Source organism: Acinetobacter sp. UBA991, assembly GCF_002292065.1.
In the GTDB taxonomy this organism is placed as follows: domain Bacteria; phylum Pseudomonadota; class Gammaproteobacteria; order Pseudomonadales; family Moraxellaceae; genus Acinetobacter; species Acinetobacter higginsii.
Genome location: NZ_DBBF01000041.1, coordinates 35147 through 60867 on the forward strand (window position 1 = coordinate 35147; position 25721 = coordinate 60867).

Sequence of the window (25721 nt, forward strand, 5' to 3'; positions counted from 1 at the left end):
AACGATAAGAAGAAAAAAGATTTGAAAACTAAACTCAGATGATCGGGCGTCATGCGATTTTAAAAAAGTAAATCTTCACTGCTTAAGATAGATTGTTATAACTTGCAGTAGCCGCTCCTTATTTGAGATAGATGTCTATTGCAAAGCTTGTAAAACGATATCACTACAATTCTAAAGCGATGTTGGTGCAAAAATAATTCAAAATGTTGCAAGAAGATTAAAAAGTGATCCAAAATAGGGTTTACTATTTATTTACTAAATGTTGAATTGGTTTACATACCGCCAGTTTATTCGGTTTTGTGCTCTGATTGGTGTAAATTATTGCCCATGCCAAAGTACTTTTTTAAAGTACGTCAGCAAATCCATTTTTTGTACATTCGAGAGAGAGTCTAAAGAGTAAAGTATGTCTGTGAACCTTAGTAAAATCAAAAAACCTTTATATATTCACTATGCTGGAAACGCTCTTTTAGAACTCCCTTTGTTAAATAAAGGCTCTGCTTTTTCGGAAGAAGAACGAGAGAATTTTAACTTGCATGGTCTAGTTCCGTACAATATTGAGAATATTGAAGAGCAGACTCAGCGTTCGTATCAGCAGTACCTTTCCTTCGATAGTGACTTGAATAAGCATATTTATTTGCGAAATATTCAAGACACCAATGAAACCCTGTTCTATAACCTATTGAGTCAGCATTTAGATGAAATGCTGCCGATCATTTATACCCCAACAGTTGGTGAAGCCTGTCAGCGCTTTTCGGATATCTACCGCCGTCACCGTGGTATTTTTATCTCTTATCCAGAGCGCCAATACATCGATCAAATTATCCATAACGTCAACAAGAAAAACGTGAAAGTGATTGTGATTACTGACGGTGAACGTATCTTAGGTCTTGGCGATCAGGGTATTGGTGGCATGGGGATTCCAATTGGCAAATTGTCACTCTATACCGCATGTGGTGGGATTAGTCCTGCTTATACTTTGCCGATCACCATTGATGTCGGTACCAATAACCAAGAATTGCTTGATGATCCAATTTATATGGGTTGGAAACAGCCGCGTATCCGTGGTGAGCAATATTATGAATTTGTTGAGCAGATTATTAAGGCAGTGCGTCAGCGTTGGCCAGATGTGCTGATTCAATTTGAAGATTTTGCGCAAACCAATGCCATGCCTTTATTGACTCAGTATCGCGATAAAATTTGCTGTTTCAATGATGATATTCAAGGCACAGCAGCAGTCACTGTTGCGACCCTCATTGCTGCCTCAAGAGCACAAGGTAAACAGCTAAAAGATCAAACGGTTACTTTTGTTGGTGCGGGTTCTGCGGGTTGTGGTATTGCTGAACAGATCGTTAGACAGATGATGGACGAAGGTCTGAGTGACCATGAAGCGCGTTCACGCATCTTTATGGTGGATCGTTTCGGCTTGATGACCGATCAACAACCGAACTTACTCGATTTTCAGCAAAAACTTGCCACACCCGTCAATGCAATTAGCACTTGGGAATATACAGGTGACAACGTTGCTTTGTTGGATGTAGTCAAGAATGCCAAACCAAGTATCTTGATTGGGGTTTCTGGGCAGGCAGGTTTGTTTAGTGAAGAAGTCATCAAAACCTTAGCTAAATATTATAAGCATCCGATTGTATTGCCGTTGTCGAACCCAACTTCACAAGTTGAAGCACAACCAAAAGATATTATTGAGTGGACGCAGGGTGCTGCAATTGTGGCAACAGGTAGTCCTTTTGCACCGATTTATTATCAAGGCAAGGTCTACGCCATTGCTCAGTGCAATAATTCCTATATTTTCCCTGGGATTGGTTTAGGTGTGATCGCATGTGGCGCAACCCATATTAGTGACTCGATGTTAATGGCTGCAAGTACTGCTTTGGCAGACTGTTCACCACGTTTGAAAAATGCCGCAGCGGATTTATTGCCAAATATCAATGATATTCAACAGGTGTCTAAGTTTATTGCCTTTAAAGTAGCAAAAGCTGCTATGGCGGATGGCTTGGCCGTACCGTTGAGTAATGATGTGTTGAAACAAGCGATTGAAGATAATTTCTGGACGCCAGAATATCGTAACTATCGCCGTGTTAGTTATTAAGCCATTTCATTTAAAAAGGGACTCTAGCTAGAGTCCCTTTTTTTAGGTCTTATAGGTGGAGAGCAAAATACTGGTTTCACTATTGTAAATCCCTGAAATATTTCGGATTCGCTCTAGCGCTTTATCAAAGTTTTCCAAACTATCAGATTGCAACTCAACCAGAATATCCCATTTACCATTGGTGGTATGCAGTCGCTCAACGGCTGATTCTAAGCGCAATTCTCGAATTACCGCCTGTGCTCGCGTACCTTCTACCATGATATTCATCCATGCCCGAATGATATTTTTTTCTGCATTGGGACGGAAACGCACGGTATAGCCTGTGATGATCCCCGTTGATTCCATATATTCAATTCGTTTCTGCACGGTGGCACGTGACACCCGTGTTTTTGCTGCCAAGTCGGTAATCGACATCCGGGCATTGTCTTTGAGTAAGCCTAATATAATATGATCGATATTGTTCATTTTGATTCTTTCTATTAGCAAATTGATAAAAAATAATTCATTTTAATCATTATAACGAATTTTGTGAATCAATTTGATTCTTAATAATAATAACTATACAACACCCCAAGCATTTTCACTTCGGCACGAAAGAAGCTGAATGCGCATCAGGGAGGATGGGGGTAGGACGCCCTTAAACAAAGGGAATCTGTGAATAACAGGGACAATTGATTAATTAAGGAATAGATGATGTCTTTATCATATGCGGCTCAAAATGGCAGTGCTTGGCAAACTTTTCTCACTCAAGTAGATCGAGTGGCACCTTATTTGGATGCGGACCTCAGTAACTTTGTCAACACACTAAAAACCCCAAAGCGTACGCTTATCGTTGATGTTCCAATCGTGATGGACGATGGTTCAATTCGCCATTTTGAAGGTTACCGTGTACAGCACAATTTATCACGTGGTCCAGGTAAAGGCGGTATCCGCTATCACCAAGATGTTGAACTTAATGAAGTCATGGCCTTATCTGCATGGATGACCATTAAAACTGCAGTACTGAACCTGCCATTTGGTGGTGCCAAAGGCGGTATTCGCGTGAATCCAAAAGAACTTTCAGCGCGTGAATTAGAACGTTTAACCCGTCGTTTCACCAGTGAAATCAGTCCAATCATTGGCCCTCAAATTGATATTCCTGCACCAGATGTCGGTACCAACGCCAATATTATGGGCTGGATGATGGATACCTATTCAAGTATCAAAGGTCATACCGTAACAGGTGTGGTCACAGGCAAACCTGTACATCTAGGCGGTTCATTGGGTCGTGTTCGTGCAACAGGCCGCGGTGTATTCGTAACGGGTATGCAGGTTGCTGAGCGCATTAAATTACCGATTGAGGGCAGCAAAGTTGCTGTGCAAGGCTTTGGTAATGTTGGTAATGAAGCGGCTTATTTGTTTAGTCATGCAGGCGCAAAAATCGTTGCTGTACAAGACCATACCGGTACCATTTTCAATGCAGAAGGCTTAGATGTTAAAGCATTGCAAAAGCATGTGGTTGAAACTGGTGGCGTGATGGGCTTTGTTGATTCAACTGTGATCTCAGACGAAGAATTCTGGACGGTTGATATGGACATTCTGATTCCAGCAGCATTGGAAGGTCAGATTACGGTTGAACGTGCACAAAAGCTGAAAGCGAAAATCGTACTTGAAGGTGCGAATGGTCCAACCTATCCAGAAGCAGATGATGTATTTGTCAGTCGCGACATTACTGTTGTGCCTGACGTGATTTGTAACGCGGGTGGTGTAACTGTCAGTTATTTTGAATGGGTTCAAGATATGGCGAGTTACTTCTGGACCGAGGATGAAATCAATGAACGTCTTGATAAGTTGATGATCCAAGCCATTGCAGATGTTTGGAACACGGCAGCACAGAAGGAATGTAGCTTACGCACCGCAGCTTATATTTTGGCATGTGAACGTATTCTGAAAGCGCGTAAAGAACGCGGTATTTTCCCAGGTTAAGTCATTTATAAAATTAAAGTGAAGGGCTTGTTGAGCATTTAACAAGCCTGAAGATTAAACAGGAAGTGAGTAAATAAAATGAGCGAAGTCGCAATTACACGTAGCAATTTTAATGATTGGATGGTTCCCGTTTTTGCCCCAGCAAATTTCATTTTAGTGCGCGGCGAAGGGTCACGTCTTTGGGATCAAAACGATAAAGAATATATTGATTTTGCAGGTGGGATCGCGGTAAATGCCTTGGGTCATGCACATCCTGTTGCAGTAAAAGCCTTAACTGAACAAGCACAAAAGCTATGGCACATTGGGAATGGTTATACCAACGAGCCTGTATTACGCCTTGCGAAACAATTGGTGGATAGCACCTTTGCAGACAAAGTATTTTTCTGTAACTCGGGTGCAGAAGCCAACGAAGCAGCATTAAAACTGGCGCGTAAAGTCGGTTTGCTGAGTGGTAATGCAAATAAGAACCAGATTGTTGCTTTTAAAAATGCTTTCCACGGTCGTACTTTGTTTACCGTAACAGCAGGTGGTCAGCCAAAGTATTCTCAAGACTTTGCACCATTACCAGGCGGTATTGAACACACTGCATTTAATGACCTTGAAGCAGCAAAAGCAGCGATCACTGAAAATACTTGTGCAGTCATTGTCGAACCGATTCAAGGCGAAGGTGGCGTTCTGCCAGCAGATATCGAATTCTTAAAAGGCTTGCGTGCACTGTGTGATGAAAAAGGTGCGGTGCTGATTTTTGATGAAGTACAAACGGGTGTGGGTCGTACAGGTTCATTGTATGCCTATATGAATACAGGGGTAACACCTGACATTTTGACCACAGCAAAAGCATTGGGTGGTGGTTTCCCGATTGGTGCAATGATCACTACAGATCATTATGCCAACATGTATGCAGTTGGCGATCACGGTACCACTTATGGCGGGAACCCATTGGCTTGTGCAGTTGCTGGCGCAGTGTTTGAATTTATCAATACACCAGAAGTGTTAGACGGCGTTAAACAACGTCACCAATATTTCATTGATGCCTTAAACAAAATCAATGCTGAGTATGGATTGTTCAAAGAAATCCGTGGTCAAGGTTTGTTAATCGGTTGTGTATTGAAAGATGAACATGCTGGCAAAGCGAAGAATATCGTGACCTTAGCGGGTGAAGAAGGGCTATTGGCCTTAGTAGCGGGTGCAGATGTGGTGCGCTTTACCCCTTCATTGATCATTCCTCAACACGATATTGATGAAGGTCTAAGCCGTTTTGTTCGTGCATTAGCACGCCTCTAAGTCTGCTGTGAGCATCTACCCATGATGATTGTTCGACATGCAGCGCATCGGGACTTAGATGATATTTATCGTTTAGCGCAACGAGCGGGGGAGTCTGGCATTGGCCTGACTTCCTTACCACAAAATAAAGAAATCTTGGCTGAACGTATTACACGTACCACTCGCACTTTAGACGGCTTATCCGAAAAGTGCGAGGCAAGTTATCTATTTGTATTGGAAGACACCAGCATTCACAAAATTGTGGGTGTGAGTGCAATTGAAGTTGCGGTCGGGTTGAATGAACCGTTCTACAACTTTCGTGTGGCAAAACAGGTGCACGCCTCTAAAGCCTTAAATGTGTATAAGACATTAGACACCCTGTTTTTAAGTAATGACCATACTGGGTGTAGTGAACTCTGTACCTTGTTCCTTGATCCTGAATATCGCAAAAACCAAAACGGTAAATTTTTATCCAAAGTTCGTTTTCTGTTTATTGCTGCATTCCGCTCGTTTTTCGAAGAAAGATTGATTGCTGAAATGCGTGGTTTCTCGGATCAAAACGGACAGTCACCTTTTTGGGATTCCTTGGGCTATTTATTCTTCAATATGGATTTTGCTGCCGCAGATTATCTCAGTGGTGTGGGGCAAAAAGCCTTTATTGCAGAGCTAATGCCGAGATTTCCAGTCTACGTTGACTTACTGAGTTCAGAGGCACGTGAGGTGATTGCAGAAGTACACCCACATACGCTGCCTGCGGCAAAAGTGTTGATGTCAGAAGGTCTTAAATATCAAGGTTATGTTGATATTTTCGATGCTGGGCCAACACTTGAAGCCAATACTGCTGAGTTACGGGCGGTGAAAGAGAGCCGCTTGCTCAAAGTTAAACTTACTGAGCAAGTCGAAAGTACTGAGACACATTTTTTGGTTGCCAATGACCAATACCAAGATTACGCCGTGTTGCTGGTCAATAACAAAGTTGATGAAAGTGAGACTTTGTATATGACGGCAACACAAGCACAGGCACTGAATATTGCTGAACACGATCAAGTCCGTGTCTTAGCATTAGAAAAAATGGAGAATAACTAATGTCACAAGGTGCATTATTAATTGATGGTGCTTGGGTCCAGGGACAAGGAAGCGCATTCGAAAAAACCAATCCGGTGAGCAATCAGCAAATTTGGGCGGGGCATGAAGCAAGCCCAGCCGATGTTGCACTGGCTTGCGATGCAGCGCGTCAGGCATTTCCTGCATGGGCACGTTTGCCACTAGAACAGCGTATCGCGACAATTGAACGTTTTGCTGGATTATTAGAACAGCATAAAACCCAATTGGCCGAAGTGATTAGCCAAGAAACCAGTAAACCACTTTGGGAAACTTTGACCGAAGTGCAATCGATGATTGGCAAAGTGGCGATTTCGATTCGTGCTTATCATCAACGGACAGGTTTTAGCGAAACTGAAATGCCAGATGGCGTGGCTTCACTACGTCATCGTCCACATGGTGTTCTCGCCGTATTTGGCCCGTATAACTTCCCGGGTCATTTGCCAAATGGTCATATTGTGCCTGCATTGATTGCGGGTAATACCGTGGTGTTTAAACCAAGTGAACTCACGCCTTGGACGGCTGAAGAAACTGCAAAATTATGGCAGCAAGCAGGTCTACCAAAGGGGGTGCTGAATATCGTACAAGGTGGACGCAGCACGGGTGAAGCACTTGCAGCAGCAGAACAAATTGACGGTTTACTGTTTACGGGCAGTGCCAATACAGGCTATCACTTGCATAAACAAATGGCAGGTGCACCTGAAAAAATTCTTGCTTTGGAAATGGGCGGCAATAATGCCCTGATCATTGATGAAGCCAGCGATGTTGATGCGGTGGTGAATTTAGCGATTCAATCCGCTTTCGTTTCTGCGGGGCAACGTTGTACTTGTGCACGTCGTATTATTGTTAAACATGGTGCCAATGGTGATGCTTTCATTCAACGTTTTGTTGAAGTAGCGAAGAACTTAGTCGTAGGAAGCTGGAATGCTGAACCGCAACCCTTTATGGGCGGGGTGATTTCTGCACATGCAGCAGAACAAATGTTAGCGGCGCAAAGCAAACTGATTGCTTTGGGTGCAAAACCTCTTTTAGAAATGACTCGTCCACAAGCCGATAGTTCATTGCTGACCGCAGGTATTTTAGATGTTACTCAGGTGACCGATATCCCTGATGATGAATACTTTGGTCCACTCACCACGATTTATCGCTATAACAGTTTCGATGAGGCCTTAAACATTGCCAATAACACTCGTTTTGGTTTGGCGGTGGGTTTGGTTTCACCTGAGCGTGATTTATTTGATCGTGTACTGATTGAAGCGCGTGCAGGCATTGTGAACTGGAATAAACCATTAACAGGTGCTTCAAGTGCCGCACCATTTGGTGGTGTTGGGGCGTCTGGGAACCATCGTGCCAGTGCCTTCTATGCAGCAGACTATAGTGCATGGCCTATGGCTTCACTGGAAAGTGACAGCGTTACTTTACCTTCAAAATTATCACCGGGCATTGTGCTGTAATTCGGCTCGTATCGGGACACAGGGAGAATAAAATGTCAGGTTATGAAATTAATTTTGATGGTTTAGTGGGGCCGACCCATCATTATGCGGGTTTGTCGTTTGGGAATGTCGCATCAACCAAGAACCGTAATAACGCGTCAAATCCTAAGCTGGCTGCAAAACAAGGCTTGAAGAAAATGAAAGCCCTTGCGGATTTAGGACTCAAGCAGGGTGTGTTTGCCCCACAAGAGCGTCCGCATGTACCAACGTTACGCCGTTTGGGTTTTACTGGCAGTGATATTGATGTCATTACCCAAGCGATGCGTACTGCACCGGCCTTGTTATCGTCATTGAGTTCAGCCTCATCGATGTGGACGGCCAACTCGTGTACGGTGTCACCATCGGCAGATAGTGCTGACAAACGCATGCATTTTACCGCTGCAAACTTAAATAATAAGTTCCATCGATCAATTGAGCACCATACGACCACGCGTATTCTTCAAGCGATGTTCAATAATGATATATATTTCGCGCATCATGAAGCACTGCCTGAAGCCGCCTTATTTGGTGATGAAGGGGCAGCCAATCATAACCGCCTTGGTGGTGGATATGATCAGGCGGGTGTACAGGTTTTTGTTTATGGACAGCAACAACTGGGTGGAACGGTTGCACCGCAGAAATTCCCTGCGCGTCAAACCCGTGAAGCAAGTGAGGCAATTGCTCGTTTACATCGTTTAGATGCGAAACGAACCGTGTTCATTCAGCAAAATCCAGATGTGATTGATCAAGGTGTATTTCATAACGATGTGATTGCGGTGAGTAATCAACAGGTCTTGTTCCATCATCAGCAAGCCTTTTTAAATCAAGCTGGTGCATTGAATGAAATTCGTCACAAGATGGCGGGGATCGAACAAGATTTTATCTCGATTGAAGTCCCTGACAATCGTGTCAGCGTTGAAGATGCAGTCTCGACTTATTTGTTCAACAGCCAGATTTTGACCCGTGCAGATGGTGGCATGAGCATTGTGGTACCAGAGGAATCACGTCACAACAAGGCGGTATGGAGCTACTTGAATGACATGATTCAAATGGGTACGCCAATTGATGACATTAAGGTGTTTGATCTACGTGAAAGTATGCGTAATGGCGGTGGACCTGCATGTTTGAGATTACGTGTTGCCGTGAATGAAGCGGAACTGAATGCGGTGAATCCAAACCTGTTTATGAATGATGCATTATTCAAAACGCTGAATCAGTGGGTGGATCAGCATTATCGTGATGAGTTAACACAAGACGATTTGGCCGATCCAAGTTTATTGATCGAGAGCCGTACCGCATTAGATGAGTTAACCAAAATTTTAGCTTTAGGTTCGGTTTATCACTTCCAAAGATAAACAGTAAACAACGGCTTTTAAGGATGAAAGTACATGGTTGATCTATTAACGTTGACTTTAACGCAACGAATGCCTGTGCAGATGCAAGGTGAGACGACGGGATTTACATGGCAGTGGTTGGGTGAAGGGCTATTGCAATGTACACCGAAGACAAACTATGGAAAGACCATGCTGCTTTCTGCTGGGATTCATGGCAATGAAACTGCACCGATCGAGCTATTGGACCAAATTATTCATGACCTATTTGCCGAGCGTTTAACGCTTGCAGTACGGGTACTGTTTGTGTTGGGTAATCCTGAAGCGATTCGACATGGGATGCGCTATCTTGAAAATGATATGAACCGCATGTTTTGTGGTGCCTATCAGCACTTAGCCCAAGATCAGGAAACCGAACGGGCTGCTCACTTAGAGCAAGTAACAGCACAGTTTTTTGAACAAAGTCAGCCGCAAGCACAGCGCTATCATTATGATCTGCATACGGCAATTCGTGCCTCATTGCTGCCTGTTTTTGCCCTATTTCCATATCAAAGCAAGCCTTATGATGAGTTCCTTATTCAAAGTCTAGAGGCTGCTGATTTGGATGCTTTGGTCTATCACAATGCCGCAGGCAAAACCTTTACTCATTTTACGGCTGAAAAATTTCAAGCAGCGAGTAGTACTTTGGAGCTAGGCAAGGCCAAACCTTTTGGGGCCAATGATTTAGCCCAGTTTGCCAGTACTGACCAGATGCTGCGCGCAGTTCTTGCAGATCAAGCATTGCCGATCAGACAGAAATCCGACATTCGACAGTTTAAGGTGGTGGATTCAATCTTAAAACAAAGTGAAGATTTTCAACTCAAATTGAGTGCTGACGCACCAAACTTTTCTACTTTTCAGAAAGACGAGTTGATTGCAACACAACAGGCTGGGGATTATGTTGCGCATGATCAACAAGTCTGGATTTTATTTCCAAACCCTAAGGTAAAAACAGGGCTTCGAGCAGGGCTGATTTTAAAAGAAATTGAATAAACAGTCGCCGTTTTAACAGTTTAACTGTCGGCAAGGAATAAATGAAATGGAGTTTGAATATGGATGTTCAATAGAACAAAGCGTGTCAAAGAATATCGTTTAGATATTCGTTTTTATGAAAGTGAAACAGCAAGGACAGGTTGTCATAAGAATACAGTTGGAGTGACCGTGTATGAGTAACAATAACGAAAAGACATTTCCCTCAGGCCAAGCCCTGAGTGGACAATATGTACCGCAGCAGGATGTTGCCAGTTTATCGGAAACTTCGAGCGCAGAGATTGAAGTGGGTAAACCATTGAAACGTGCCATGACCAAACGTCATTTGGTGATGATTTCTTTAGGTGGTGCAATTGGAACAGGGCTGTTTTTAGGCTCTGGCGATGTCATTTCTCAGGCTGGTCCAGTCGGTGCGATTCTCTCTTACCTATTGGGTGGTGTAATTGCATACATGGTGATGTTGTGTTTAGGTGAACTCGCTGTACAAATGCCAGTTTCAGGTTCTTTTGGTGAATATGCCAGAACTTATATTGGCCCAGGCACAGGCTATATGATCACGTGGTTGTATTGGCTAACGTGGACTGCAACTTTGGGGACTGAATTTACCGCTGCGGCTCTACTGATGCAGGAATGGTTTCCGTCTATTTCCATGTGGACGTGGACCTTATTATTTGCAGGGCTGGTGTTTAGCTTGAATGTCAGTTCGACACGGCTATTTGCTGAGTCAGAGTTCTGGCTGTCTTTGGTTAAAGTTCTGACTATTATCTGTTTTATTGGGTTGGGTTTAGCCGCTATCTTTGGCTTTATTTCTTATCATGGGCATGAGTCTGCACCGCTGTTCAGTAAGTTGACGGAACATGGCTGGTTTCCAAATGGTATTTTCCCAATTTTCGCGACCATGTTGATCGTGAACTTTGCATTCTCTGGCACAGAGTTGATTGGTGTCGCTGCAGGTGAAGCAGAAGAACCTGCGAAAACAGTACCTAAAGCCATCAATGCCGCGATCTGGCGTTTATTGATTTTCTTTGTGGGTACCATTGTGGTGATTTGTGCATTACTGCCTTATGAAATGGCAGGTATAAATGCCAACAGTGTCAGTAATAGTCCATTCGTTACCGTATTTAATTATATTGGGATTCCATATGCGGAAGACATTATTCGTTTTGTGATTATTACGGCACTTTTATCTGCTGCAAACTCAGGTTTATTTGCAGCATCGCGGATGATGTGGTCATTGTCTGCAAAGAATCAGTTGCCGAAGGTGTTTTCAAAATTAACCCGTTCAGGCACACCGATTATCGCGATTATTGTGACCATGTTTGGCGCGATTCCAGGTTTGCTATCGGAACATTTTGCACCTGAAACGATTTTCAAAAATTTATTGGGTGTTGCCGCTTTTACCATGGTAGTGGTATGGATTTCGATTTGTGTTTCCCAATTTAACTTCCGCAGACAATGGATCAAATCGGGTAAAACAGTCAAAGACTTAAAATTTGCTGCACCATTATTCCCACTCACCCCGATTTTAGGTGGTGTATTCTGTGTGATCACCTGTATTAGTATGGTGACCGATCCATCGATGCAAGTGGGCTTCGTCTGTTGTGTCCTGTTTATTATTGCCTGCTATGCAAGCTACAATATTTTTTATAAAAATAAAGCCGTTTAAGTAAAACTTTTATTTAAAATAAATATATAGACGAATAGGTTGTAGGCGTGATCTGCAACCTATTCGTCTTTTTTATGTAGGATAATAGGGCTGCTGTGCGCTTGGTGATAGACTAACCCGTACTTGAGCTTTGTTCTTTCTGATAAAGATTAAATAAGCCATCAACTAATAGGATTGAGAATGCTTTTAGATGATGATTTGTTTACATATTGTGTAAGAAATACAGTCCGTGGTTGTGATTGCAAAAATAAAAGGTATAAATGGGTTAAGTCGATTTCTTAAACAACAAAGAATCTGTGTGATGAGTTTGACTTTATGGCGAATAAAAATAATCCATCCGTAGTGATTGGTCAGCAAGTCAGACTCACTGAACTGGCGGGTTGTGAAGAATGCGATGCAATATATCGCAGGGTTGAGCTTGCATCGGGTGAACGGGCATATTGCACCTGTTGTGGTGCGGAGTTATATCGTCGAAGTCGATCTTTTTCTTCTTTGCTTGCCTTGGTCATTACTGCTTTGATTGTTTTTGTGATTGCCAATAGTTTTCCCATCGTCATTGTTGAGCTACAGGGCAATACCTCTCAGACCACTTTAATCGGTGCTGCATGGACCATGTTTCATATTGATCGTGCCTTGGTTGGTGTTTTGATTCTGATTACAACTTTTGTTGTGCCTTTGGTTGAGCTGTTATTGCTGAGCTATGTGCTTTTTTTTATTAGTGTGTTGAAGGTCAGGCCTCAATTTTTGACTTTGGCACTGAGAGCCTTATTTCTGTTTCGGACATGGGGTATGGTTGAGGTTTTTTTAATTGGTGTACTGGTAACCTTGGTCAAACTTGTGGGCATGGTCACCGTTATTCCTGGTGTTGCACTCTGGGCATTTACATTATTGAGCGTGCTTTTGGTCTATATTGCTTCGGTCAAGATTAAAGATATCTGGGATGAAGTTGATCGGAGTCTTGGATGAAGCAAAAACACGACCATGACACCGAGATTGGTTCAATTGTAGAACAGCTTTCCGATGTTGATTTACAGATCAAAAACTATGTCAGGGCAAAACAGGTTGGGCTCATTCAATGTCATTGCTGTGGATTACTGAATGCTGTAGCAAGTCACGCAGATCAGCAAAATCATGCTCAATGTTCAAGATGCAAAAGTACCTTGCACTCACGTAAACCACAAAGTTTAAATCGTACTTTTGCTTTGGTGGTCGCTGCAGCAATTTTATATATACCTGCCAATGTACTCCCCATGACGGTAACAGATTCTTTGTTGGGGCGTCAGCAAGATACCATTATTAGTGGTGTGATCTATTTCTGGCAAAATAGTGATTATCTGGTGTCTGTGGTTATTTTTATGGCCAGTATTTTTATCCCGATTTTAAAATTATTGATTCTGATTTTTTTATTAATTTCAGTCTATATGCAATCTTCCTCAAGATGGCATTTTACCCCTGAACAATGTGCGCTGATGTATCGCATTGTTGAATTTATTGGGCGTTGGTCCATGATTGATGTCTTTGTGGTTGCATTGCTGACTGCATTGATTCAAATTCAGTCATTGGCAACTATTTTGGCAGGGCCTGGCGCAGTTGCTTTTGGTGCTGTAGTGGTTTTGACCATGTTTGCTTCACTCAGTTTCGACCCCAGAATTATTTGGGACAATTATTTCAAGGCGCGTCACGCGAATGCTCAACAATCAAATCATTTGAAAGGAACGGCGATTCATCAATTAAAAAGTTAAGATTGACGATGAGCCTTATTTTTGACCTATAAAAGAAAGATCACTATGTCAGAAAATACCCCGAATAGCCAAGATTCTGAAGAAAACACTACGGTGGTAACGCAGAACGATGCAATCTTCGACGAGCCTGAAAAAAAGAAGGGACGTTGGAGACCTGCGTTGATTTGGCTGGTTCCATTTGTTGCGCTTTTAATCGCACTTTCGCTTGCAGCAAAAGCGGTTTTGGATACAGGTCCAACCATTGAAGTGTCTTTCCGAACAGCAGAAGGCTTGGTTGCAGGGAAAACCACGGTACGTTATAAGCAGGTCGATATTGGTTTGGTTCGACAAATTGATCTTTCGGATGACCGATCTCATGTCATTGCCAAAATCGAATTACGTAAAGATGCCAGTAATTTTGCTGCCAAAGATTCGCGTTTTTGGGTGGTGAGACCGCGAGTAGGAACGGGTGGTATTTCGGGTATTGATACCTTACTCTCAGGGGCATACATTGAAGTCGATGGTGGGAAGGCTGAACAGAAGCAAGAGAATTTTACTGGGCTTGAAGTTCCACCTGTAGTGTCATCGGATATACCAGGCAAGGTCTTTTTCTTAAAAGCACAGGACTTGGGGTCACTTGATGTTGGCGTGCCGATTTACTATCGCAGAATTAATGTCGGGCAGATTACAGCGTATAAATTAGCAGCTGATGGGAAAAGTGTTGAACTACAAACCTTTATCCAATCTCCTTACGATAAGTTCGTAACCACAGATGCGCGTTTTTGGCAGGCCAGTGGGGTTGATGTGACCTTAAATGCATCAGGATTTAATCTGGATACGCAATCACTGGCCAGTATTATTGCGGGTGGTATTGCCTTTGGTTATCCAGAAAATTCTGCTGGAGCAATTGCACCAGACAATAGTTATTTTACTTTATCAGACTCTCGCAAAGAGGCGATGAAGGAGCCTGATGGTAAGCCGCGTCCAATTATTATGTACTTTGATCATTCACTTCGTGGTTTAACCGCGGGTGCACCAATTGACTTTATGGGCATTGAGATTGGTAATGTCAAAGCAATCAACGTCGAATTTGATCAGTCTTATACGCATTTAAGAATGCGCGTGGATGCAGTGATTTATCCATCGCGTTTAGCGCATGGCAAAGAACTTGATCCAGATGGCGAAATTTTTAAATACTTTATCGAGAGAGGTTGGCGTGCGCAGATGCGGACAGGTAATTTATTAACAGGTCAGAACTATATTGCCTTTGATAAGTTTCCAAAAGCCAAAGCCGCGTCTTTAATCACGAGACCAGATGGACGTGTTGAAGTACCAACCACGGCAACAGAGTTGAGTGGCTTACAGGCACAAGTTTCACAAATCGCGGATAAAGTGAGTAAGTTCCCACTCGAAGAAATTGGACAAGATGTTCGTAAGACGCTTAATAATATGAACACCACCATTGAGTCGACTGACAAACTGGTAAAACAGTTGGATGGCAAAGTCGCACCTGGTTTACAAGCGACGCTGAATGATGTGCGTAAAACCATGCAATCGAGTGAATCCATTTTATCCAGTGATGCACCGATGCAGCAGGATGTCCGTAAAGCATTGCAGCAAATGACTCGAGCTGCGGCATCTTTACAATTAATGGCTGATTATATTGAACAGCATCCTGAATCATTGATTCGGGGTAAAAAAGCAGAGGCAAACAAATGATAAGAACAATCATCGCTAAACATTCATCTGCTGTAGCAGGAGTGCTCAGCAGCGTGAGCATCTTATCTGCTGCGGTGTTGCTCACAGCTTGTTCGGGTTCTCCCACACCGAACTATTACACCTTGGCAAGCAAAGTTTCTCCATTGCCAAGTTCAAAGGTCAGAGTCATTGAAGTATTGCCTGTTGGATTGCCAGATCGTATCAATCGTGCGCCTATCGTGATACAGGATGCAGCGGGTAAATCTAAAATTATGGAAAACGAGCGTTGGACGTCTACGCTTGGGGCTGAATTAAGAGATAACCTGTCTGCAGGTTTACAGCAAAAACTTGGTGCGGTTGATCGTTATAACAGCGGTATGGTGGGCGGCAAGGTGTCTTATCGGGTTGCAACTGATTTTTCACATTTTGATATTATTAATACATCCGATATCGCCAACAAAAATGTTGAAGTTTCTGTTGCCTGGATCATTAAACGTAATGATCCGAATATCACCTTAGATCAGAACTCAACCCAAAATCAGCAGTTGGCATGCCGTATGACGTTTACTCAGCCAGTATCAGGTAAGAACAATCAGATACAAGATATTGTGAGTGGTGCGAGTAGTTCATTGAGTCGAGTTATTGATGCAATGGCGCTGTCAATTGTGTCCTTAGATGCAAAAACCTCACCTAACATAAATGGGGTAATTTGTTCATAATTTGAATAAAAAGTGGTCAGATTGATCACTTTTGTTCTGTTCAGGTTTTATTGTTTATTCAGACATCACAGTTTAATGTTGTTTTAAGTTGCTCTCTTTAATTTACCAACGAATACCTCATTTCGTCTTTGGCTAAATCAAAACATTAAAGAGAGCATAAAAATGAATCAATGTGTGATGAGCGCAAAAAATATTATTCGTGGTAAGCACCACCCAGAATTTTTACAGCATGAAGTCCTTGCTGATATTTTTATTGAAACAGCACAAACATTTCCTGAAAAAGTCGCCCTGATTGAAGCTGAACGAACGTTGAGCTATGGCGAGTTATATCAACAAGCTTTATTGATGGCACAGCATCTGACCCTGGAAGGAATTAAAGCGGGTGATATTGTTGGTTTATGGCTACCTCGTGGTATTGAATTATTAAAATCACAGTTAGCCATTTGTTTAAGTGGTGCGGCTTGGCTACCATTTGATATGGATACACCTGCAGACCGAATTGCCGTCTGTCTTGAAGATGCTACTGCAGTGGGGATGATTACCAGTGATGAATGGTATGAACACTTACAAGAAGTCCCACAAACGAAATGGACCAATACTGAATTGCAGCGACCACTGCATGAGACTGTGGAATTAGCCAAAACCTCACCTGAACAGCCTGCCTATATTATTTATACCTCGGGTTCGACAGGAAAGCCGAAAGGGATTGTAATTACCCAGAAGAATATCTGTCATTTCCTACGTAGTGAAAACAGTATTTTAGGGATTCAAGAGCAGGATAAGGTCTATCAAGGTTTCTCGGTTGCTTTTGATATGTCCTTTGAAGAAATCTGGTTGTCTTACCTCGTCGGCGCAAGCTTGTGGATTGCACCAAAATCCTTAGTCAGTGATCCAGAGCGACTCTGCCAAACATTGAAACAGCAACAGATTACCGTATTACATGCTGTGCCGACTTTACTGGCTTTATTTCCTGAAGATGTTCCGAATTTACGCATCATCAATCTGGGCGGGGAGATGTGCCCTGATTCATTGGTGGAACGTTGGGCCTTACCACACCATCAAATGTTTAATACCTATGGACCAACCGAAACCACAGTCACTGCCAGTCTGGAACTGTTGCAGCGTGGCAAACCGGTCACCATCGGCAAGCCCTTACCCAACTATGGCATGTTGGTCATTAATGCGGAACGGGAACTTCTGGCACAAGGTGAAACAGGGGAACTGTGTATCTTTGGCCCCAGTGTAGCTCCAGGCTATCTCGGACGCCCTGATCTGACTACAGATAAATTTATTGAGAATCCTTGGGCAAATAATGAGGATGAAATCAGCTTGTACCGCACTGGAGACTTGGCCAAAATTGATGAATTTGGTCAGGTGCATTGTTTAGGTCGTGCCGATGATCAGGTTAAAATCCGAGGCTTCCGAGTTGAACTCGGTGAAATTGAAGCAGCGCTATGCGATCTTGATGGAATTGGTACGGCAGCAGTCATCCTAAGAGCGGAAGATGGTATTGATCAGTTGATTGCCTTCATTGCACCTGAGTTGGAGGCAAAACAAAGCATTGAGATTAAACAGCTTCGACATCATTTGAGCCAACGCTTACCGCCATATATGGTGCCTAATCGTTTTGAAATTATTGAGGAAGTGCCACGGTTGTTGTCTGGGAAAATTGACCGTAAGGCATTGAAAGCTCGCCCATTAACCAGTGTGATTGATCGGAGTGAATCTGACCAGCCACAGAATGAAGCTGAACAGATTTTATTTGAGATTCTAGGTCGTTTATTTCCGAATATCCCAATGAAGTTAGACTCAGATTTCTTTGATGATCTCGGAGGCCATTCCTTACTCGCTGCGGTATTGATCTCGAATTTACGTGAACACCCTCAATATAGCCATCTGACCATTCAAAGCTTATATCAGGCCAGAAAAGTCGGCGCGATTGCAGCTTTAATGTTAGAACAACCTGAACCCTCCTTATTTGATCGGCAGATTGGACAAGATAATCCACGTAATCAGGCTTATAAATGGCTGTGTGGGATTGCACAGGCGGTGACGATCCCTGTATTGATCTCGATCAATATTCTGCAATGGTTGGCACCATTCTTTACTTATCACTATTTCACAGGCGGCACACGAGATAGTATTCCTTATGCGATCGCGTTGTCTTTGCTGGTGTATATCAGTGTGATTATTGCCAGTTTTGCAGTTTCAATTACAGTAAAACGGTTACTGATGTTAGGGGTTGGCGCAGGTCGTTATCCATTATGGGGAATGACCTATTTCCGTTGGTGGTTAGCTGATCGGATCACCAGTATTTCACCTGTATATCTACTCTCTGGTTCAACCTTACTGAATTTATATCTCAAAGCACTTGGGGCAAAAATTGGGCATGATGTCACGATTAGCTCAGTGCATATCCGGATGCCATCGTTGTTACAGATTGAAGATGGGGTCAGTATTGGTTCCAATGTAAATCTGGAAAATGCCAAGGTTGAGCACGGACATCTCGTATTGGGTTCAATCCAACTCAAAAAAGACAGTTATGTGGGCTCTTATGCAGTATTGGAAGAAAATACCGTGTTAGAACCGCAAGCGCATGTCAATGCTTTAACCTCAATTGAATATGGCACTACGGTACCCGCAGGTGAAATTTGGGAAGGAACACCAGCGAAAAAAATAGGCCATATTGATGAGTTGGAATCATTAGCTGCACGACCAAAATTATCTTTAGTGCGCAAATTTTCTGAATATGGCTATTACAGTGTCAGTGCTTTAATCATTGCCTGTTTGTTCTTTATTCCGATTTTCCCAAGTTTCTTGTTAGTGGATTGGTTAGATGTCAATGTGTTTAATATTGATCCGAATAACCATATTCAAACCGCACTGTATTATTTCATCCTTGCCATTCCTGCCAGTGCCATGATGATGGTCATTACCGCATTGATTTCATCGGCTATACGTAAGATTGTATTACCACGTTTAGAGACAGGCACTTATGCCATACATGGTGGTACTTATTATCGTAAATGGTTCGCAGCTCAGATTTTAGAGACCAGTTTACAGACTTTACATGGTTTGTTCGCCACCATATATGCTCCGACATGGTTTCGTATGTTGGGCGCAAAGGTAGGTAAAAATACAGAAATTTCGACTGCCACAGGTGTAATTCCTGAAATGCTGACTCTAGGTGAAGAAAGTTTTATTGCAGATGCGGTGATGCTCGGTGATGAAGAAATTAAAGGCGGCTGGATGTCGTTGAAATCGACTCAAATTGGCAATCGTAGCTTTGTTGGGAATAGTGCCTATATCGCGGATGGTACGGTATTACCGGATAATGTTTTGATTGGTGTGCAATCAAAAACGCCAGATAACCGAGAAATGTATTCAGGTCAGACATGGTTCGGTTCGCCACCTTTATTGTTGCCAGCGCGTGAAGCAGCAGCGCAATATCCAGATCATCTTACCTTTAAACCAAGTATCAAACGCCGTTTTATGCGAAGCTTGATTGAGGGTTTACGTATTGTATTACCGACAGCACTCGCCATTGGTGTAGGTTATATGATTGTTTTAGAAGTGATTGATGTCATTAATGACTATAGTATTGCGATGGGGCTATTGGCTTTAACTATGGCTGGATTGTTATACGGCGTGGGTTGTTTTGTCATCGTGACCGTATTGAAATGGGCTTTAATTGGACGTTATCAACCACGTTCAGCACCGATGTGGACCATGTTCGTTTGGCTCACTGAAGGCATTACCAGTCTCTATGAATCTGTTGCGATTCCGAACTTCTTGAATTATTTAAGAGGGACACCGATGTTGCCTTTCTTCTTGCGTCTTTTAGGTGTTGGGATTGGTAAGGATGTATATCTAGATACCGCCGATATCACTGAATTTGACTGTGTGAAGATTGGAGACCGTGCAGAATTTAACAGCTTCTCTGGGCCACAAACGCATTTATTTGAAGACCGCATCATGAAAATTGGTCAAGTCAATATCGGCAGTGATGTGGTAGTGAATTCGCGTAGTATCATTTTATACAATGCCAATGTGGCTGACCATGCGGTATTGGGTCCACTGACATTGGTAATGAAAGGAGAGAATATTCCTGCAAAATCAGCATGGATTGGCTCACCTGCAGTACCTTGGAAACATAGCTAATCATTTATAAGTGATCACTAAAAGGGATAAGAAAATAGTTTTTCTTGTCCCTTTTCTATATGTGTAACGAAGAGGATTAGCGAAAGATTTAATGTGTTGTTGAAGCCGGTTTGGATTTAAAAAACACTAAACAAACAAGGATAAAAGCCAATAATACAAAAGAAGCACCGAATCGGCTTAAATCCAATCCGCCGTGATCAAGGGGTTTATCTAAGAAGTCACCTAAGACCGCACCGAGAGGTCTGGTTAAAACAAAAGCTGACCAGAATAAAAATGTTCTAGAGATCTTGGTCCAATAATACAAGACAATCAAGATAAGCAGTAATGAACCAAAGATCAGGGCAGCCCCTGTATAACCTAGTCCTTGGGTATCTGCTGTCCAGTCACCAAGCGCTGTTCCTAGGGTTTGAGAGAACATAATGGTGACCCAGTAAAAGGCTTCGGTCTTTGCAGACTGCACACTGTTCACCGCAATATTGCCACAGCTCCAATACCAGATCGCAAGCGAGCTAAGCAGTAGGGTGAGTAAAATAATACTCCCTCCGAGATAGCCTATGTCTAGAGAGCGATCGACATAATCAGCAATGGTGGTTCCCAGTGTTGTGGTTGAGATAATAGTTGCCCAATATAAGAAGGGTTTGTACTCTTTGGCTTTCATTTGCAGTGAAACAAAGCCAATAAAAATAATAGAAAAAATACATGTACTTAAGATATAGCCCAGATTGAGCGACATTGATAAAGCATCACCAGCCGTTTCACCGAGTGTTGTTGCTGCAATTTTTATAATCCAGAACAGCAATGTCACTTCAGGCACTTTGCTTAATACTTCGGGTAGCCTATTTTTGTTATCCATAATTCATTCCAATTGAAGGGTAGATCAAATTTAGGATTTTTTTATTAATAGCGACTTAAAACTAAATTGTAATTTTGTTTGGTTTTTAAGCGTATTTAATTTTATTTTAAGCTGATATTTTTATATTCACATCGTCAAATAATCATGGAACGATTGACGATGTCAATTGAAACGATCGATATCAGCTTATTTAATTGGATTAACTCAGCTGCAACTCAAAATCCTATTTTAGATAAAGCTGCATTATTCGCATCTCATAATTTAATTGCAGTATTATTTGTATTTTTAATTGCTTCATTGTTTTTTAAGGATAAAAAATACCGAGTACAGTTTATCAAGATGCTTATCACCATCGTTGTTTCATTACTCGTGACTCAGATCATTCATTCGGTCTACTACCATCCACGTCCTTTTGACATGGGAATCGGACACATCCTGACAGGACATGGTTCATCTTCTTCATTTCCAAGCCAGCATACCTTGACAGTAGCAACGATTGCATTTGCATATCTACTGTCTGGTTATCGAAAAATTGGAAGTGCAGCATTGCTATTGGCTTTAATTGTAGGTTGGTCCAGAATTTATATTGGTGTCCATTTCCCTTTCGATGTACTTGGATCATTTGTGATTGCTTTTATGCTGGTATTAGGAATGAATATAATATTTAAGGAGTTTATTTTTAAAGTTAAAAAAACAGTTCCCATATCTGTTGTGGATTAAGATTTTTTTAATTTTAGTGTGAATTATATTTTATTGAAATATTCTAATTTGATATTAAAATAAAGCCTATCCATTTATAAAGATAGGCTTTATTTAATTTAATTGTACTTTAGATCTGTTTTTAAGACTCATCTGATCGGGCGGTTAATTGTCCTTCTGCAGTGAGTTGTTCAGCCATTTCTTTGGTTTTTCTTAAGCCTGGCATACGGTATTCGGTATGACCATAATCTTGAATAGATTTCCAACGACCACCCCAAGTTAAACCAACGGATTCAGCAACTTGCCCATAGAGTTGATAACCACGCATTGCCCAAGGGTCACGTTCTGAGATAACGACTTTACCGTTGCGTTTAAAAGCAACATCGGCAGCTAAACCAAATTGGTGATAGCTTTGATAACCTTTGGCACGGGTTGTATTTGGATTCCCTGCAAGCATATTTTGGCGGCTTGGGCTGCGGTAACCTTCAAGTAACACCAACTCATAACCGTGCTGTTCTTTCATGATTTTGAATACCATCAGTAGGCGTTGCTTATAGCGAGGATTAATTTTGTCCCATTTACGATCTACCATGGATACATCAAAACTACCATGTGAATGTGTAAGTGGAATCTCAATTTGAGATGCATTAATACTCGGATCTGTTGGATGCTGGGCTTGATAGGCCTGTTCAAGCCGAGTTGCTTCGACAATAGCATCTTCAATCAAGTTGGCATCGACTTCTGGTGGTGGACTCAGCATTTCACCATTGAGTAGCGTATAAATTTGCGGATCAGTTTCTTTTAAATATTCAGCTTCAATTCGTGTGGAATTGATTGGGCGAGTAAACGCAAAAATCAGGATGCTGGCGAATAAAAAGAAACCTGCAATTAAAATCCACCATTGTTGTAAGTGCCAATGCGATTGTAATTTTTCTGGCGAGGCCGCTTGATGCATATTCTCTGCAAACTGCATCGCATTGGCAATTTTCTTTTTGCTACTTGGAAGTAATGATTGCAACAACTGCTTGCATTTATAACGCAGCTCATATGACATGAGCAGGGTTAATCCGATCGCGACAGCGACAAAGCAAAAGAAAATAAGAAAAATCATGCTTTATTGCAGTTCATTCACAGCAAAAGGCTTTTGTGTGACTTTGATTTGTACCGTTGCCTCAGGTGCTTCCGCTTCTACCTCAGGTGTTTTAGCAGGCGCTGTAGTCTTTGTTGTTTGAGGAGCAGTTTTAACCACTTTATTTGTTGCCGCAGGGACTGCTTCATTCTTCCCTGAAACAGGTTTGGTTGGCGCTACAACTTGTGTGGATTTTGCATTTGGCTCATTGGCAAAAGGGGAAACGTGCTGTCCAGTCGGTGTTGGTGCAGCTGCTGGAGGTGTGCGTTGGAAGAATTTATTTAAATCATTACTACCGGGTTGAGTGAAATTATTATCCTCTACCGATTCGGCTGTTTCATGATGACTAGCTGTCGTTTCCTCTGAGCTTTGAGTTGTCGTTTTGGTATTATGGGCTTGAGCAGGATTATTTTCTTCTACAGCTTGCTCTGGTTGCGTTGTAGCTGTATTGGATCTACTCGAGTCGGTAACAAATAAGAGAAAGAAAACCAGTGCTGCAAAGATAACTCCTGAAAGAAATCCAATCAGTAAATAAATGACAGGCGATAAGGTTTTTTTCTTATTGGTCTGTAATATGCGTAAAGAAGTTGCTCTTTCCTGAGTCATACGTTATCAACTAAGGCAAATGGATGGTGATATGTGCTTCTTCAGCAGGTGCTGAAATCACATTTTGATAAGGAGCTAAAGCACTCTGATTCTGTTTGGATAGCATGAACTTTAAGCCTGCAAAAGTGAGTGCAGCAAACATGAGCAAGAAGATTAGAATCCAGAAAAAGGGTAACTCGTGATGAATAATGTGTTTAATATGGTCAGGAATTGCGGCAAAAGGAGAAAATGCTGCTTTTTTCCCTTTGAGATAATCAATTTCATCTCCAACACGAGCCACGAGGTGATTTAGACTTTCTACAGATTCCAGACGGTATTTGCCCTGAAAACCGAGTAAGAGACAGTAGTGGAAAACCTCAAGTGATGCTAGGCGGTCTTTGCCACGACTGCGCAGTTGTTCCAAGATTTCAAAAAAACGATAACCCGCCAGTTGAGAGCCAAACAGGCTCAATTGCAATGGGCTAATCAGCCATGAATTCTGTAAGTTAAAATAGGCAGCATCCTGTTGCGTCGCAATGGTTTCATCAATCAAGGCACAAAATGCATATTTGGCGTCGTGAATATCATCAGCAGAAAATTGTAAGCGTTTGGCTTGTTGCTCAAATCGGTTCAATAAATCGACAATTTTTTCACGAAAATCAGTTGGATTTGCAGGTATATAGCGATTGCGAAGTAAAAAAACCAGATAGAACCCATCATGTAATAGATCAATCAAGTTAGTCGCTTGCACTTTATTTTGTGGTTGGTCAGACGTAGGGAAGCCTGAACCAATTTTTCCATCATCAAATAAAGAGGGGATGCCTGTTGGTTGAGTCATTGTGATTCTCTTAACTATTCATTACGGCAATGAGTTCAATACTGATATCTTGGAATCCAGCTGGTACATAGACACAGATAGATTCTGACTCAAGCATACGTTGATACAATTCGTGATGTGGTTCGATTTCAAAATAGCTGACACCAGAACGTACTGGAATTGCAGTTGGCACCTGCATTAAATGATGGAGTGGAACCGCTGGAAGAGCGGCAATAACACGTTGTTCTACATCAATTGTACTACCCACTTTAAAGCGCAATGGAACGATCTGGATCAATTCATGGGTTTGCATCATGCTGCTTGAAACCGCAATATAGAGACGAGTGTCACGGGTAATTTTGTCAGACTCAAGACTACCAACCCAATACGATGGTCGTGTTTCTTTTAAAGCAATGCTGAAATAACGGCTCGAAATAATGGTGTCTAATAAATCTCTTAGAATCAGATCAAGCTGTTGGAAACTGTCTTGTAATTGGTGATGCTTATACTGTGGCAAATGATCCACATCATACGCAGTCGAAAAGGTCAGTAAAGATCCAGTTAAACGCAATAATTCTGAAAATAAACGCTCAGGATGGATCAATGGATATTGCAACAGGTGATTCAAGCCTGCATAAGCCGTATTTAAAGCATTGATTAACCAGAACGAAACGATATCACCCGAACGGAATTCAATGAGTTTCTGTTCATTTTCACGATTGTTGCTTTGAATGGTTTTAATTTTTGCCTTAATAACGTTGAGCGTACGCTTTAAATTATTAATTAAAGATTCAGAAGCCGCGATATGTAAAATAGGTGGAATAAACTTATTATCCAGCTCAAAATGACCTGAGCTTTGACGCTTAATCTTGGCGACTGGAATATATAAGAAGCCATCTAAATTTTGACTAGGTTGAATATGCTGTTCTAACAATTTGAATTCGGCACGACGACGTAACAAATTCAGTTCAGCAGGGCTAGCATCAGTAAACAGATCATGTGTTTCAGTCAAATAGTTATGATAACGACTAGACACTGAGCGTGTTTCATCAGCAATGTTTTTCTTATTGGCCTGCAAAATTGGTAGTGCCAGATAAACCGTCATTTCACCTTGTAGATTAAGGTCATCTAATAACAATGGTTCTGGCAATAAGTCTTGTGCAGGCGCATGATAAATTTCACCATCTTGCCAAATGATTTCGACTTCTTGCAAAGCTAGAATATGAGTAGAAAGTTGAACTTCATCGAACTTTAATTTCTGCACACCGTAGGCATGTGGAATCATTGCTCGAATCGTATGATTCAAGCGTTGCTCATGGTAGGTGTCTTGAATCTGGAAATGCTGAGGACGTAAAAATAAGCCTTCACCCCAAAGAATCTTTTCTGCTTTAAACATATTTATTTACCA

20 protein-coding genes are annotated in these 25721 nt (G+C 42.0%); 14 read left to right on the forward strand and 6 right to left on the reverse strand.

The window, feature by feature from the left end; all coding sequences use genetic code 11:
* The first annotated feature begins 403 nt into the window (after positions 1 to 403).
* Positions 404 to 2104: an NAD-dependent malic enzyme gene (locus B2727_RS16730; RefSeq protein ID WP_033133160.1), complete on the forward strand. Its 1701-nt coding sequence runs from the start codon at positions 404 to 406 to the stop codon at positions 2102 to 2104.
* A gap of 42 nt (positions 2105 to 2146) precedes the next feature.
* Here the strand turns inward: B2727_RS16730 and B2727_RS16735 are convergent, their stop codons facing one another.
* A complete protein-coding gene (locus tag B2727_RS16735) occupies positions 2147 to 2569 on the reverse strand; it encodes an Lrp/AsnC family transcriptional regulator (RefSeq protein ID WP_004654809.1) in 423 nt (140 codons plus the stop codon).
* A gap of 225 nt (positions 2570 to 2794) precedes the next feature.
* Between B2727_RS16735 and B2727_RS16740 the strand changes: the two genes are divergently transcribed.
* The 12 genes from B2727_RS16740 (at position 2795) to posA (ending at position 20230) form a co-directional block, all read left to right on the forward strand.
* Entirely contained in the window at positions 2795 to 4069 is a 1275-nt protein-coding gene (locus tag B2727_RS16740; RefSeq protein ID WP_026057557.1) for a Glu/Leu/Phe/Val family dehydrogenase, read from the forward strand.
* A gap of 78 nt (positions 4070 to 4147) precedes the next feature.
* Positions 4148 to 5353 (forward strand): aspartate aminotransferase family protein, encoded by a 1206-nt coding sequence (locus B2727_RS16745; RefSeq protein ID WP_005205143.1) that lies wholly within the window; start codon positions 4148 to 4150, stop codon positions 5351 to 5353.
* 21 nt (positions 5354 to 5374) lie between these two features.
* Positions 5375 to 6418 (forward strand): arginine N-succinyltransferase, encoded by a 1044-nt coding sequence (astA, locus tag B2727_RS16750; RefSeq protein WP_033133159.1) that lies wholly within the window; start codon positions 5375 to 5377, stop codon positions 6416 to 6418.
* The gene (gene astD / locus B2727_RS16755) at positions 6418 to 7887 is read left to right on the forward strand and encodes a succinylglutamate-semialdehyde dehydrogenase (protein WP_033133158.1); all 1470 of its coding nucleotides are present in this window, start codon (positions 6418 to 6420) and stop codon (positions 7885 to 7887) included. The genes astA and astD overlap by 1 nt, the downstream gene beginning before the upstream one ends.
* Positions 7888 to 7919: 32 nt before the next feature.
* Positions 7920 to 9260, forward strand: a complete 1341-nt coding sequence (gene astB / locus B2727_RS16760; protein WP_033133157.1) for an N-succinylarginine dihydrolase — start codon at positions 7920 to 7922, stop codon at positions 9258 to 9260.
* Between the two features lie 33 nt (positions 9261 to 9293).
* The gene (astE, locus tag B2727_RS16765; protein ID WP_033133156.1) at positions 9294 to 10268 is read left to right on the forward strand and encodes a succinylglutamate desuccinylase; all 975 of its coding nucleotides are present in this window, start codon (positions 9294 to 9296) and stop codon (positions 10266 to 10268) included.
* Between the two features lie 172 nt (positions 10269 to 10440).
* Positions 10441 to 11931, forward strand: a complete 1491-nt coding sequence (locus B2727_RS16770; RefSeq protein WP_005205135.1) for an amino acid permease — start codon at positions 10441 to 10443, stop codon at positions 11929 to 11931.
* 315 nt (positions 11932 to 12246) lie between these two features.
* Positions 12247 to 12897: a paraquat-inducible protein A gene (locus B2727_RS16775; protein ID WP_033133155.1), complete on the forward strand. Its 651-nt coding sequence runs from the start codon at positions 12247 to 12249 to the stop codon at positions 12895 to 12897.
* Entirely contained in the window at positions 12894 to 13673 is a 780-nt protein-coding gene (locus B2727_RS16780) for a paraquat-inducible protein A (RefSeq protein ID WP_033133154.1), read from the forward strand. Before B2727_RS16775 ends, B2727_RS16780 begins: the two co-directional genes overlap by 4 nt.
* Before the next feature lie 39 nt (positions 13674 to 13712).
* The gene (locus B2727_RS16785) at positions 13713 to 15371 is read left to right on the forward strand and encodes an intermembrane transport protein PqiB (RefSeq protein WP_164467921.1); all 1659 of its coding nucleotides are present in this window, start codon (positions 13713 to 13715) and stop codon (positions 15369 to 15371) included.
* On the forward strand, positions 15368 to 16069 hold the full coding sequence (locus B2727_RS16790) for a PqiC family protein (protein WP_033133153.1): 702 nt from the start codon (positions 15368 to 15370) through the stop codon (positions 16067 to 16069). Before B2727_RS16785 ends, B2727_RS16790 begins: the two co-directional genes overlap by 4 nt.
* A 162-nt stretch (positions 16070 to 16231) precedes the next feature.
* A complete protein-coding gene (gene posA, locus B2727_RS16795) occupies positions 16232 to 20230 on the forward strand; it encodes a delta-poly-L-ornithine synthetase PosA (RefSeq protein WP_033133152.1) in 3999 nt (1332 codons plus the stop codon).
* A gap of 88 nt (positions 20231 to 20318) precedes the next feature.
* Here posA and B2727_RS16800 read toward each other — a convergent pair whose 3' ends face one another.
* Positions 20319 to 21083: a membrane protein gene (locus B2727_RS16800; protein ID WP_033133151.1), complete on the reverse strand. Its 765-nt coding sequence runs from the start codon at positions 21081 to 21083 to the stop codon at positions 20319 to 20321.
* Between the two features lie 159 nt (positions 21084 to 21242).
* Between B2727_RS16800 and B2727_RS16805 the strand changes: the two genes are divergently transcribed.
* Complete coding sequence (locus B2727_RS16805) at positions 21243 to 21803, forward strand: undecaprenyl-diphosphatase (protein ID WP_005205123.1); 561 nt, start codon at positions 21243 to 21245, stop codon at positions 21801 to 21803.
* Between the two features lie 121 nt (positions 21804 to 21924).
* Here the strand turns inward: B2727_RS16805 and B2727_RS16810 are convergent, their stop codons facing one another.
* The 4 genes from B2727_RS16810 to tssK are packed head-to-tail and all read right to left on the reverse strand — an operon-like array spanning position 21925 to position 25709.
* A complete protein-coding gene (locus B2727_RS16810; RefSeq protein WP_162180569.1) occupies positions 21925 to 22893 on the reverse strand; it encodes a M15 family metallopeptidase in 969 nt (322 codons plus the stop codon).
* 3 nt (positions 22894 to 22896) lie between these two features.
* Positions 22897 to 23517: a hypothetical protein gene (locus B2727_RS16815; RefSeq protein ID WP_033133150.1), complete on the reverse strand. Its 621-nt coding sequence runs from the start codon at positions 23515 to 23517 to the stop codon at positions 22897 to 22899.
* A gap of 10 nt (positions 23518 to 23527) precedes the next feature.
* Positions 23528 to 24334 carry a type IVB secretion system protein IcmH/DotU gene (gene icmH / locus B2727_RS16820; RefSeq protein WP_033133149.1) on the reverse strand — a complete coding sequence of 269 codons (807 nt, stop codon included), beginning with the start codon at positions 24332 to 24334 and terminating at the stop codon, positions 23528 to 23530.
* Positions 24335 to 24344: 10 nt separating this feature from the next.
* Complete coding sequence (gene tssK / locus B2727_RS16825; RefSeq protein ID WP_005205118.1) at positions 24345 to 25709, reverse strand: type VI secretion system baseplate subunit TssK; 1365 nt, start codon at positions 25707 to 25709, stop codon at positions 24345 to 24347.
* Positions 25710 to 25721 lie beyond the last annotated feature (12 nt).